The following is a 12,423-nucleotide window of genomic DNA, read 5'->3' on the forward strand; positions in this document are numbered from 1 at the left end:
TGCGTAGGAATACATATCATCATTTCCCACGAGAAATCTCCCGACTTTTCAGCAAAAGGCTGGTTGCCAAGACTCGATTCAATATCGATTTGATTGACCACTTCGGGCAAAATGGGGGTGCGGTTTCCACGGCCCGGGCCATAACCCACATGCGGCGTGCCAATGCAGTTAAATTCAAAATTGTAATAATTCGTTCCGTCAATCGAAATAAAAAACTCAACCGTGCTGTCTTTGTACACATCGCCGTTTATTTTGGTTTCCTGTGCTAAAATATTTTTCTCGCGAACGTAAAATTTCAGCCAGATTTCATTCCCGGTGTGTGCAATTCTGAATTTTATGTCGGGCTTGTACGGAAAAGCTTTTTCCCAATTCAAAATTTCAATAAGCTCAGTTTTCGTGTTTTTCTCTAAAAGTAAAGCCGCTTCCTGCACTGAAAGTGAGCTTGTTGTGTTGATTTTTGTAACGATAAGATTCTTCATGCTGTATGTTTTATGTCTGTAAAGATGTTATTTTTCTCTCAACATTTTTACTGAATTAAGTCAGGTTACCCCCCGGCTTTTATATATTTGAGGTTCTTTAATTCGAACTGTTACGCCAGCCAAAACTGAAAAGTTGCGTGCGTATCTTTTTTTTGAAGTAGTAAATGAACCGATTTGAATTTATAATAGCCTTAACCGAGCATCGTTTCTTGGGGCTGGTTTTTCAGCCTTTTTTAATCGAAAAGAAGGAGCGTTTTTATTCGGTGGTGCGATTGGTAAAACCGCACGACTTGAATGATTCGGAGTACACTTTTAAACCCTACGAAAAAGAGCTGGTTCAGTTGATTGAAAAATACAGCGATGAAGGGCTTACCAAAAAGTTTTCACGTGCCGCAAGTGTGTCCGATTTTTATACATCGTTACGCCCCGGTTATTTCGAAAAACAGGTAACGCCTTTTATCGAAAAATGTATGATGCAGGTGTGTTCCATTTTAATGCTCAGCCCGGTGCGTTTATTTCGTAAAGAGGCCAAATATTCGAACCTGTACGACGAGGATCAACTTGAAGTTCCACCGTTTTTTGCCCGCCCTGAATTCGAATTTGAGCGCACCGAAACACAAACCCGTTACAGGCTGCACATATTTTTGGAAGAAAAGAAAATGCTGTTGTCGGCGCGATCGGTGGAGGTGGTAACTAACGATCCGTGTTTATTGATTTACCGAAACCAGCTGGTGGCATTTGAAAAACTGAATGCCAAAAAGCTGATGCCCTTTTTCGAGAAAGATTACGTTACGGTGCCCAACACCATCGAAGACAAGTATTATTCAGGATTTGTTCTGAATACTGTGCGCGATTATGACGTAAAGGCTAAGGGTTTTGAAGTCGTTCATGCATCGGCCGGAAAAAAGGCCGTGTTGTCGCTCGAAAATAACCTGCAATACCGGCCGTGTTTGGTGTTGAATTTCGAATATGGCGACGAAAAATTTCTGCCCGATTCTTCCCGCAAAATGGCGGTTAGCGTGAAAAAACAAAACGGCACCTTTGTATATTACAAAACCACGCGCGATTTTACCTGGGAAAAGAAAGTACTTCAGCTTATTAAAAAGACCGGATTAAAGGATGATAACGGATCGTACACCTTAAACGGCGTTTCCTTGCTTGAGCCGCAAAATGCACTTTACTTTTTTGTGAACTGGCTAAACGAGAAACGGCCACAGCTGGAAGAACAAGGGATTGTGATAAAACAGGAACAGCTGGAGAAGAAGTTTTATACCGGAAGCCAGAAACTGGAACTAAAAACGCAAACAAAAGGCGACTGGTTTGATGTTTATGCCGTAGTAAAGTTCGGCGAATTCAGCATTCCTTTTATTCAACTTAAAAAATACATTTTAAACGATATTCGTGAGTTTGAACTGCCAAACGGAGAGGTTGCCGTTCTGCCCGAAGAGTGGTTTGCCCGCTACAAAGGACTTCTTCCTTTTGGCAAACAACAGGGCGAGCATATAAAGTTTGAGAAGCACCATTTTACTTTGTTACAAAACTCCATTCAGGAGGTTGACAAGGAGGTAAAACAAAAATACGAGAAGCTGATAAACGCCGAAATGGAGCGTCCGGTGTTGCCTGCCAATTTAAAAGCCAAACTGCGAAATTACCAGGAAGAAGGTTTTAACTGGATGTATGGTTTGTACCGAAACGGACTGGGCGGGTGCCTTGCCGACGATATGGGGCTGGGAAAAACGCTGCAAACCCTTACGCTTTTGTTAAAACTAAAACGCCTGAAACAGGAAATTAAAATTCACGATCCTGTTGATGCAAACGGGCAGCGCGATCTTTTTGCCGGGGAATCGAAAGCGGAAGTGGCTGTACAACCTGCCAGTTTAATTGTAGTACCTACTTCGTTGGTGCACAATTGGAGCAACGAAATCCGGAAATTTACGCCGGCACTAAAGGTTTATCAGCATGTGGGAACGCAGCGCAAAAAGGCCGAAGAATTAGGAAAAGTAGCTTCGTATTACGACATTATAATTACCACTTACGGAACGGTTCGTAATGATATCGACAAGTTACGGGGCACTGATTTCTTTTACCTCATTTTAGATGAAAGCCAGTCGATAAAGAATTCGGGTTCGAAAACGTACAAAGCGGTGATGGACATAAAAGCCCGCTACAAACTGGTAATAACCGGAACGCCGATTGAAAATTCCTTGTCGGATCTGTGGTCGCAAATGAATTTCCTGAATCCCGGCATGTTAGGGAACCTGACTTTTTTCCGCCGGACGTTTATTACGCCCATTGAAAAGCACGCCAGTGAAGAGCAAATGGACAAATTGCAGCTGATGATCCGGCCCTTTGTTTTGCGCCGTAAAAAAGTGGAGGTGGCCAAAGATCTTCCGCCATTGATGGAAGAAGTACGCGTTTGCCCGATGGCGGGCGAGCAGCAAAAATTGTACGAGCAGGAAAAATCAGTGATTCGAAATACCATTCTGTCGACCATTGAAAAGGAGGGACTCAAAAAATCGCAGTTTGTGGTTTTGCAGGGACTTACCAAATTGCGGCAGTTGGCTAATCACCCGTCGCTGGTTGATGATGAGGCGTCGGAAAGATCGGGTAAATTCGATGAGATTTTCCGCATGTTAAGCAATCTTGTTGCCGAGAAACACAAAGTACTGGTATTCTCATCGTTTGTAACTCACCTGGAGCTGCTGGAGAGCAAAATTGAAGAACAAAAATGGAAGTACAGCAAATTAACCGGGCAAACCACAAAACGCGAAAAAGTAATTAAAGCTTTTCAGGATGATGAAGATAACCGGATTTTCCTGATTTCGTTAAAGGCCGGTGGAGTAGGGCTTAACCTTACCGAGGCCGACTATGTTTTTATTATCGATCCGTGGTGGAACCCGGCAGCCGAAAACCAGGCGATTAACCGCGCACACCGCATCGGGCAGGATAAGCATGTTTTTGTGTATCGTTTTATTACCGAACACTCGATCGAGGAAAAAATTCAAAAACTAAAGGAGCGGAAAAGCTCGCTGGCCGATAAATTTATCAACTCCAATAATCCGTTTGAGCAGGTTACTCAGGAGGAAATTGTGGAGTTGTTTAGCTAATCACAGGGCAAAAGGAAAAAGGGAAAAGGAAAAAGTTGATGGTAGCTGTGTTGACCGAATTGAAAATCGGCCACAGCCAAATCCTCACCGGAGCGTAGGGAGGAAAAGTGGAGACGTGCTTGAGAAGATTGATGGGAAGATTGATGAATGCTCGCTACTCGTAGCTCGTATCTCGAAACCTGTTTTTTATACTAACGTTTTTTATTCCGAACGTACATCAGCTTGTATTTTCCCTGGCCTACGCGCTGATCTATTTCAAACATCCCGGTGGAGTCGATCAGCGGTGTCAGTTTTTCAAAACCATAGTTTCGCGAGTCGAAATTCGGTTGTTTCTTTTGCAGTAAACTTCCCACATCGCCAAGGAAGGCCCAGCCGTCGTCGTCGGCCAGGTCCCATATTGTTTTCGAAATCAGGCGAATAACTTTTGGTGTTATCTTGTCAACACCTCCTTTTTTATCCGACTTGCTCGAAGTAGTGCTTTCACTTTCTTTCGAACGGCTTTTCAATATTTCGATGTAAATAAAGCGGTCGCACGAAACGATAAACGGATTCGGAGTCTTTTTCTCCCCAATGCCAATTACATGCATTCCGGCTTCGCGCAGGCGTGTTGCCAGCCGGGTAAAGTCGCTATCGCTCGATACCAAACAAAAACCATTTACTTTTTCGCTGTACAGGATGTCCATGGCATCGATGATCATGGCCGAGTCGGTAGCATTTTTTCCGGTGGTGTAACCGTATTGTTGTATGGGAGTAATTGCGTTGTCGAGCAAAAGTGTTTTCCACTTTGTTAAACCGGGCTGGGTCCAGTCGCCATAAATACGTTTAATGGTTGGATTGCCGTATTTGGCAATCTCCTCCATCATCTCTTTAACGTAAGCAGAGGGAATATTATCGCCATCGATAAGTACCGCTAACTTTAAATCTTTTCCCATCTTATAAACTGTTTTGGCAGAAGCTGCCGTTTGTTTTGGTGAACAGATTAGCCCGAGATCTTCACATTCATAGCCGCAGGTCCTTTTGGTCCCTGTCCTTCTTCGTAGGTAACCCGGTTTCCTTCTTTAATATTGCCTTCAACCTCGTTAATGTGAACAAATATATTTTGGTTGTTCGACAGGTTGCGAATAAAACCGTATCCTTTTTGTTCGTTAAAAAATGTAACTACACCTTGTTTTTCTTTAGGCTCTGCTTCTCCGTAACCGCCTTTTGGTACACTTACATCAATATCTTCAACGTTTATTTCCTCCTTTTGTGTTTCATCCGGCGGAGTATCGGTGATGTTACCAAACTCATCAACATAGGCAATCATGTCGTCCAGTCCTGAATTGCCTCCGGTTTCTTTACGAGCCTGTTTTCTTGCTTCTTTTTCTTTTCTCTTCTTTGCTTGTTTTTTTCTTACTTCTTTTTTACCAAATGTTTCTTTCGATCTTCCCATATATAATTTTAATAGTGATTTTCGCTTACTGACCTCGAATTTAATAAATATCAGCAGCTATTAAAAAAGTTTTTAATGTTAAGAAATGAGATTTAAAGAAAAGTCATATATCCTAAGATGGGGGATCAGGAGGTAAAATCAAAATTCTTAAACCTAAAATCTGGCGCAAAGGTACATTAAATTTAAACACTAAATAAATTCGATAGAACTGTTTATTGGTATAGCTGGGTTTTCTTCCTGCTTATGTTTTCAAATCGTTACATTTTTTGTCGCAATCAGGATATTCAGGTCTTAAGTTCATTTTGTTTTGCAATGTGTGTTTTGTACACAAAAAATCCTTCAAATCTAACCTTAATGTTAACTGCTTGATATTTATGTTGTAAAGCAGGTGTTTTGGAAATATTTTTTTTGACGACCTATAAACTCTTCATAGTTAAATATTTGCATATGTAAAAAGAAATAATTCTTTATTTAAAATTACAAAGTGATATTAAAACCCTTTAAAAAGTATCAAAACGTAAGTTAAATGAATCGCTATGTGATAATGAAATATATATTTGCAAGCTCTAAAAAATCAATTTAAACAAAAAACACAAAAATGAACGAAGCTTTAAAATTGATGCTTACGGGCATGAGTACGGTATTTTTCATCCTCATCATGGTGGTGGTTTTGGGTAATGTTATTATTCGTATTACCAATCGTTTTGCAGTTGCTGTTGTCGGTCAACCGGGGGGTGCAGCAAATTCGCAACAGGAAATTAACCCATCAAAACTGGCCGCTATTGTTTCTGCTGTTGAAATTACTACCAAAGGAAAAGGCAGCGTAACATCGGTGGAGAAAATAAAAGAGTAGTTAACGGATATCAAGTTTAGTCACTTTTTCCCTGGAGGCAGTTCAACTAATCGCAAAGAATAGAGCAGGCGAGGGAAAAAACGGCGACGAAGTAAAAGGTATCTTTTTATCCAATAAAACCAAAATAAACAGAAATGAAGAAAGAAATCAAATTTAGCTTGCTGTATAGAGATATGTGGCAATCCTCAGGGAAATACGTTCCCAAAGTAGAACAACTTGAAAAAGTAGCACCCGCAATTATCGATATGGGATGTTTCGACAGGGTCGAAACCAACGGTGGTGGATTCGAGCAGATCAACCTTTTATTTGGCGAAAATCCAAACATTGCCAACCGCAGATGGACACAGCCGTTTAACGATGCCGGTATTCAAACACACATGTTAGAGCGTGCTTTAAACGGTATTCGTATGAGCCCGGTTCCTGCCGACGTTCGTAAGCTGATGTTTAAAGTGAAGAAATTACAGGGAACTGATATTGCCCGTTCTTTCTGTGGATTGAACGATCCGCGTAACCTTGAAAACTCGATAAAGTTTGCCAAAGAAGGTGGAATGATTTCGCAGGCAGCGTTGAGTTTAACCATTTCGGAAGTGCACACGGTGGAGTATTACACCAACCTGGCCAACACCTTAATTGAAATGGGGGCCGACGAGATTTGTGTAAAAGATATGGCCGGTATTGGCCGTCCTGCTTTCATTGGTAAAATTATCAAGAATATAAAAACTGCACATCCTAAAACTACTGTTCAGTACCACGGTCACTCTGGTCCTGGTTTCTCAATGGCAAGTATTTTAGAAGCAGCACGTGCCGGAGTTGATTATGTTGACGTTGCTATGGAGCCACTGTCGTGGGGTACAGGCCACGCCGATGTTTTGGCTGTTCAAGGTATGTTAAAAGATGCCGGTTATGCAGTTAAAGAGGTAAACATGAAAGCATACATGGAAGTGCGTTCGATGACTCAAGAGTTTATCGACGATTTCCTGGGCTACTACATCAACCCGAAAAACCGTCACATGAATTCCTTGTTGATCGGTTCAGGTCTTCCCGGCGGAATGATGGGTAGTTTGATGGCCGACCTGGGTAACAACCTAGAGAGCCTGAACAAATGGCTGATAAAACGTAATAAACCAACCTTAACGCAGGATGATCTGCTGATTAAACTGTTTGATGAGGTAGAATATATCTGGCCTAAGTTAGGTTACCCACCATTGGTAACACCTTTTAGCCAATACGTGAAAAACCTGGCACTCATGAATGTGCTTCAGATAATTAAAGGCCGCGAGCGCTGGAGTATGATCGCCGATAACATCTGGGATATGATCATCGGTAAATCAGGAAAACTTCCGGGAGAATTAGCTCCTGAGATTGTTGAGCTGGCCAAAGCAAACGGAAAAGAATTCTTTACCGGCGTTCCGCAAGAGCAGTATCCTGATAACCTGGATGTGTTCAAAAAGGAAATGGACGACAACGGTTGGGATTATGGTCAGGACGACGAAGAGTTGTTCGAGCTGGCTATGCACCCTGAGCAATATCGCGCTTACAAATCGGGTAAAGCAAAAGCCGATTTCGAAGCCGAACTGGCAGAGAAAAAAGCTGCTGCCGAGCCAAAGCCAGAGGTAGTTGAAGTTCCTGCAGCTGCGTTCGAGCCAAAATCAATGATTATTGATGTAAACGGCGAGAAATTTAAGGTAGGTGTAAGTTATGGTGAGATTACCGCTGCCGGTGCTGCTTCGGGTAACGGATCGTCAGGTAATGGTGCTGCTAAAGAGGAAGCTGTTGCTGTTGCCACAAACGCAAGTGCTGCTGCTGAGGTTATTGCGCCGCTGGAAGGAAAATTCATGTTAACAAAAGATACATCGGAAACCGCGCTTAAAGTTGGCGATAAAGTAAAAGAGGGTGATTTGGTTTGCTACATCGAATCGATGAAAACCTATAATGCTATTGTTGCTGAGAGCGATGGTACTGTTGCCGCTATTTTAAAAGCTAATGGCGACAGCGTGGATGAAGACGATGTATTGATACAACTGTCATAAAACAGATTTATGGATATTTTATCAGAACTGTTTAACATGACCGCACTTGGCGAGATCACCTACCAGACTTTGATTATGTGGGCGATTTCGTTTGTGCTGCTTTATCTTGGGATAAAGAAAGGGTATGAGCCACTGCTGCTTATTCCGATAGCATTTGGTGTGTTGCTGGCCAATTTCCCGGGGGGACAAATGGGTGTTGTAAACCCCGATCTGATTGAGCTGGAAGGACACCGATATATGAACCTGTTTGAAATTGCGCACGATTACGGGATTATGAATTACCTGTATTACTCGCTGATTAAAACCGGCTTACTGCCTCCTATAATTTTTATGGGAGTTGGAGTACTGACTGATTTTGGTCCGATGTTGCGTAACCTGAAACTGGCACTGTTTGGCGCCGCTGCACAGATTGGTATTTTTGCCATTTTGCTGGGTGCTATTGCTGTTGGTTTTACGCCTAAAGAAGCGGCTTCGCTGGGTATTATTGGTGGTGCCGATGGCCCAACGGCTATTTACACTACCATTAAACTGGCTCCGCACTTGCTTGGCCCTATTGCTATTGCCGCGTATTCGTACATGGCGCTTGTGCCGGTAATTATTCCGTTGGTTGCAAAGTTGTTTATCACGAAGAAAGAGTTCACCATCAATATGAAACAGATGGAAAAACAGTACCCGGCAAAATACGAGATCAAGAATATGAAAGCTGCCAAAATTATTTTCCCGATTGCTTTGGGAACACTGGCTGCTGTTCTGGTTCCGTCGTCGGTGCCACTATTGGGAATGCTGTTGTTTGGTAACCTGATTAAAGAGGTTGGTTCGTCGACAAGCCGATTGGCCGATGCTGCACAAGGACCGATCATGAACACCGCAACCATTTTCCTTGGACTTACTGTGGGGGCAACTATGACTGCTGAAGTTTTCCTTTCGGCAAAAACACTGGGTATTGTTGTTGGAGGTTTTGTGGCCTTCGCGATATCAATTGCCGGTGGTATTTTTGCTGTTAAACTGGTAAACCTGTTCAGCAAGAAAAAGATCAACCCGCTTATTGGTGCAACAGGCTTGAGTGCTGTGCCAATGGCATCGCGTGTGGCGAACGAGCTGGCATTGAAATACGACAAAAAGAACCACATTTTACAGTACTGTATGGCCAGTAACATCTCGGGTGTAATTGGCTCGGCAGTTGCTGCAGGTGTACTTATTTCGTTCTTAATGTAGTTATAATATAGAATTTGATATTGAAGGGGAGGCCGCAAGGTTTCCCCTTTTTTGTGCGCTATTCAGCAGTTGATTTCAAGTTGCGTGCTGAATAGGGTGGCGACCATGCTGTAACGAAGGGTTGTGGAATCCGGCGGATTCAAATGTTTACAGCAAATGGTTATTCTGAAAAGGATTCGACTCCAGCCGGAGTCGTATAATTTCTATCTGCAATTTCTCCTTTTTTATGCTGCAAATACGGTATCTAATTATTCGCTTTACCCTTCTCCCTTTCGCGAGTGGAGTGAGTTGTCAACAGATTTCGGTTGTAAAATCAAATTTTTTACCTGCTATTCCAATTCGTTGTTTTCCCTTTATAAGGGAAAATGTCGACAGACAAAAGGGTAGAGTTCTTAAACAATAAATTCAGAGATAATCTTTTGTAAAACAGAATCTATATCCTTCAAATCTTCATTTTTAAAACGCAATATTTTTATTCCCATATTCCTCAATATTTCATCACGCCGTTCATCTCTCTTCTTATTGAATTTGTGAATTTCGCCATCCAATTCAATTGCTATATTCTCTTTGAAACAGTAAAAATCAGGCACATAGAAAAAATGTTCATTGCCTGCCGATTCATAAACGATAGCATGTTGTCGCAAGAATCTTCTGCCATTTAATTGTTTTCTGCGTAAATATCTCCACAATTTCCTTTCAGCAGATGTTGTATTCCATCTCAAATTCCGGGTTGTTTGTTTAATATGTTCGTAGAGCATAGTATTTTGTTTTGGGTTTAATTTCATTGATAAAGTTAGTATTTCGTTATCAATTACCCTACCCCTCTCCCTTGCGGGAGCTCCCCTCACGAGGGGAGCGAGTTGTCAACAGATTTCGGTTGTAAAATCAAATTTTTTACCTGCTATACCAATTCGTTGTTTTCCCTTTATAAGGGAAAATGTCGACAGACAAAAGGGTAGAGTAGTTGCCGTTCTTCTAAAAAAAAACCGACCCACCCAAAGAGGGCAGGCCGGTAAAAATCAACAATTTATGTCAGATCAGAAGATCTCTGATGGATGAAAGCTTATTCCGTTTCGTCGGGATTGTCATCGTCTCCGCCGTTGTTGTTGTGGCTTTGTTTTGCGGCTGTATTGGCTTCGGCGATGTATTGCGACACTTCGGCCACCACCTCGTCGATACCGCGTGGGGTTTGCATCGCCTGCATGGTATTCAGGATATTTTCCATCAATTCGAGCGATGTTTTCAGGTTTTTAAAGGCCTCAGCATCTTGCAGGGTATCGTCGGCCGAGCGGGCAGCACTGCGTTGCGTGGCTGCTGCTACATAAGCCTGGTTATCGTTATCCAGCTCGGTTACCCAATCGGTAATATGGGTAGTTGCCAGGTGAGCGGCGTTTTCGGGTTTTCGCAAGTCGGCCAGCAAACTTTCAGTAGCCGCGGTTTGTCTATCGCGCGGGATAGCGTACAACAGAAGCCCGTTTTTTTCGAACTCGAGCCACAAGGTTTCGCAAGCGGTGCGATAGGCTTCGTTTTGACGGCGCATGCCGGCTTGAATTGTATCGCGCAACGAGCGGAAAGTATTATCGCGTCGTAAATCAGCTGCCTGTACAATTTCGGTAAGCGGAGTTTTGGTAGTACTGCCAATGGCCCTCAAGGCTTTTTCAAGCTGTGGTTGAAAACGGGCAAGCAGGGATGTTACCATCTGGTCTTCGGGAAGTTTTGCACTTAAAAGATTAACAATTTTTTGAACCAATGCAGTTAATGCTGCAAGCGTGAAGTAGGAGTAATAAATTTTGTTAAGCATGATAAAACTATTTAAAGGTTAGAATAATAAGTATGCAATTTACGGCCATTGGTTCAGAAAATCAATGCTTGGCTGATTTTTTTTTATGTTTTGTGCGCAAAACAACAATTCTGACGGTTCAGATTCATATTTTGCGTGTAAAATCCTGATCCTGATGATTCAGATCCTTGTTTTGCCGGTAAAATGTAAATCCTGATGATTTTTTTTCGCGTTTTGTGCGTAAAACAACAATCCTGACGGTTCAGATTCATATTTTGCGTGTAAAATCCTGATCCTGATGATTCAGATCCTTGTTTTGCCGGCAAAATGTAAATCCTGATGATTTTTTTTCGCGTTTTGTGCGCAAAACAACAATCCTGACGGTTCAGATTCATATTTTGCGTGTAAAATCCTGATCCTGATGATTCAGCTGCTTGTTTTGTCGGCAAAATGTAAATCCTGATGATTTTTTTTCGCGTTTTGTGCGCAAAACAACAATCCTGACGGTTTTTTCCCATATACTTCGCAATTCAGAATATATATGTTAATAGATTTTACCACCTAACAACCTGAAACATAAAAAATATGTTTAGTTTTAAAGCACTAAAACCGGTAACCGTGAATACGCGCCCTGAAATAACAGTAAAAAATAAGATTTACATAATAAGTGTGTTTCCCATGCCTCAGCGTGTGTGTAACAACACTTTTTTTAATGTCATAAGGAAAATAACATCACTTGGTGGTGTTATAGAATAGTTACCGCCAAGTTTGAAAGAAAAAAACAGACAAAAAATATGAAAGGAACTATAACAAAATCAAAAATTACTGGACTCGGAATCATTTTATTGCTCGGACTTCTAATCTCAAGTTGTGACAAATTAAATGAGACACCGATTGAAAATTTTAAGGGAACATGGAAGTTGGAAGGTCGTTCAATGTTTAATGGAATTGAAATTAAAATTGAAGAAAATTCAGGAGTAAAACTAATTGGAAAAGTAGTTTCTCTCAATGACAACAAATATGTCAAAATGTTTGTCGAAACAAACGACACTTGGGTGACAGGAATTCGCAGAACCTCAAATTATGAATTTAGGTTAACCGAAAAGAAAATTGGTAGTGACCTTTTTTCAATTTATGATTTGGAAACCACAAAAGAATATAAAGTTGAATTTATTGATGAAGATACAATTGGACTTGGCAGCGGTGATTCAAAGCCAACAGAATCTTCAGTAAAATACATTCGAGTGAAAAATGAATAAAAACCAGGCGGTAACAAAGTACATATTGCAGGGCGGGGTTCGGTGGTACGCCAACTGCGGATTCTCGTTTCGCAGTTCCGTGTCCTTCGGACAGGAACGCTCTTCGAAATCCGCCCCGACAACATGTACCAACCGTTACCACACATTTTGAAAAATGAAACAATTATTAAAAATATTACTGATTTTTCTGACATTCATGTCTTACAATAATTCATTTGGACAAGAATCAGGTTCTTTAAAATGTAATATTTCAATTGTTCGAGAAGCA

At 41.6% G+C, this 12,423-nt stretch carries 11 protein-coding genes; 5 read left to right on the plus strand and 6 right to left on the minus strand.

Going from position 1 to position 12,423, the window contains the following annotated elements:
- Positions 1–479: carbohydrate-binding family 9-like protein (locus ABZB17_RS13865; protein WP_372650937.1), on the minus strand; the 479-nt coding region annotated here is incomplete at its 3' end.
- Positions 480–643: 164 nt separating this feature from the next.
- On the opposite strand from ABZB17_RS13865, the gene ABZB17_RS13870 reads away from it, so the two are divergent.
- Positions 644–3,586 (plus strand): SNF2-related protein, encoded by a 2,943-nt coding sequence (locus ABZB17_RS13870; RefSeq protein ID WP_372650938.1) that lies wholly within the window; start codon positions 644–646, stop codon positions 3,584–3,586.
- 191 nt (positions 3,587–3,777) lie between these two features.
- Here the strand turns inward: ABZB17_RS13870 and ABZB17_RS13875 are convergent, their stop codons facing one another.
- Together ABZB17_RS13875 and ABZB17_RS13880 are read right to left on the minus strand one after the other, a co-directional pair.
- Positions 3,778–4,518 carry an NYN domain-containing protein gene (locus ABZB17_RS13875; RefSeq protein WP_319501411.1) on the minus strand — a complete coding sequence of 247 codons (741 nt, stop codon included), beginning with the start codon at positions 4,516–4,518 and terminating at the stop codon, positions 3,778–3,780.
- Between the two features lie 47 nt (positions 4,519–4,565).
- Positions 4,566–5,018, minus strand: coding sequence for a cold-shock protein (locus ABZB17_RS13880; protein ID WP_372650939.1), 453 nt, complete (start codon positions 5,016–5,018; stop codon positions 4,566–4,568).
- Between the two features lie 598 nt (positions 5,019–5,616).
- On the opposite strand from ABZB17_RS13880, the gene ABZB17_RS13885 reads away from it, so the two are divergent.
- From ABZB17_RS13885 to ABZB17_RS13895, 3 genes are all read left to right on the plus strand, one after another.
- Complete coding sequence (locus tag ABZB17_RS13885; protein ID WP_372650940.1) at positions 5,617–5,871, plus strand: OadG family protein; 255 nt, start codon at positions 5,617–5,619, stop codon at positions 5,869–5,871.
- Positions 5,872–6,005: 134 nt separating this feature from the next.
- Positions 6,006–7,901, plus strand: a complete 1,896-nt coding sequence (locus ABZB17_RS13890; protein WP_372650941.1) for a biotin/lipoyl-containing protein — start codon at positions 6,006–6,008, stop codon at positions 7,899–7,901.
- Positions 7,902–7,910: 9 nt separating this feature from the next.
- Positions 7,911–9,116, plus strand: a complete 1,206-nt coding sequence (locus tag ABZB17_RS13895; protein WP_303919146.1) for a sodium ion-translocating decarboxylase subunit beta — start codon at positions 7,911–7,913, stop codon at positions 9,114–9,116.
- A 392-nt stretch (positions 9,117–9,508) separates the two neighbouring features.
- On the opposite strand, the gene ABZB17_RS13900 is transcribed toward ABZB17_RS13895, so the two are convergent.
- The 3 genes from ABZB17_RS13900 to ABZB17_RS13910 all read right to left on the minus strand — a co-directional run bounded on the left by ABZB17_RS13900 (position 9,509) and on the right by ABZB17_RS13910 (position 11,414).
- Entirely contained in the window at positions 9,509–9,874 is a 366-nt protein-coding gene (locus tag ABZB17_RS13900) for an endonuclease domain-containing protein (protein ID WP_372650942.1), read from the minus strand.
- Between the two features lie 305 nt (positions 9,875–10,179).
- Complete coding sequence (locus ABZB17_RS13905; protein WP_372650943.1) at positions 10,180–10,917, minus strand: DUF6261 family protein; 738 nt, start codon at positions 10,915–10,917, stop codon at positions 10,180–10,182.
- An 83-nt stretch (positions 10,918–11,000) separates the two neighbouring features.
- Entirely contained in the window at positions 11,001–11,414 is a 414-nt protein-coding gene (locus tag ABZB17_RS13910) for a hypothetical protein (RefSeq protein WP_372650944.1), read from the minus strand.
- 276 nt (positions 11,415–11,690) lie between these two features.
- Here ABZB17_RS13910 and ABZB17_RS13915 point away from each other — a divergent pair, with 276 nt between their 5' ends.
- Positions 11,691–12,155, plus strand: coding sequence for a hypothetical protein (locus ABZB17_RS13915; RefSeq protein ID WP_372650945.1), 465 nt, complete (start codon positions 11,691–11,693; stop codon positions 12,153–12,155).
- Positions 12,156–12,423: the final 268 nt, after the last annotated feature.

The organism is Draconibacterium sp. (assembly GCF_041583095.1).
In the GTDB taxonomy this organism is placed as follows: domain Bacteria; phylum Bacteroidota; class Bacteroidia; order Bacteroidales; family Prolixibacteraceae; genus Draconibacterium.

Excerpts from the sequence above, each read along its gene's own strand:
- ABZB17_RS13905 (WP_372650943.1), bottom strand. The coding sequence starts at position 10,917 with ATGCTTAACAAAATTTATTACTCCTACTTCACGCTTGCAGCATTAACT.
- ABZB17_RS13915 (WP_372650945.1), top strand. The coding sequence starts at position 11,691 with ATGAAAGGAACTATAACAAAATCAAAAATTACTGGACTCGGAATCATT.
- ABZB17_RS13885 (WP_372650940.1), top strand. The coding sequence starts at position 5,617 with ATGAACGAAGCTTTAAAATTGATGCTTACGGGCATGAGTACGGTATTT.
- ABZB17_RS13875 (WP_319501411.1), bottom strand. The coding sequence starts at position 4,518 with ATGGGAAAAGATTTAAAGTTAGCGGTACTTATCGATGGCGATAATATT.
- ABZB17_RS13910 (WP_372650944.1), bottom strand. The coding sequence starts at position 11,414 with ATGGGAAAAAACCGTCAGGATTGTTGTTTTGCGCACAAAACGCGAAAA.
- ABZB17_RS13895 (WP_303919146.1), top strand. The coding sequence starts at position 7,911 with ATGGATATTTTATCAGAACTGTTTAACATGACCGCACTTGGCGAGATC.
- ABZB17_RS13880 (WP_372650939.1), bottom strand. The coding sequence starts at position 5,018 with ATGGGAAGATCGAAAGAAACATTTGGTAAAAAAGAAGTAAGAAAAAAA.
- ABZB17_RS13870 (WP_372650938.1), top strand. The coding sequence starts at position 644 with ATGAACCGATTTGAATTTATAATAGCCTTAACCGAGCATCGTTTCTTG.
- ABZB17_RS13890 (WP_372650941.1), top strand. The coding sequence starts at position 6,006 with ATGAAGAAAGAAATCAAATTTAGCTTGCTGTATAGAGATATGTGGCAA.
- ABZB17_RS13900 (WP_372650942.1), bottom strand. The coding sequence starts at position 9,874 with ATGCTCTACGAACATATTAAACAAACAACCCGGAATTTGAGATGGAAT.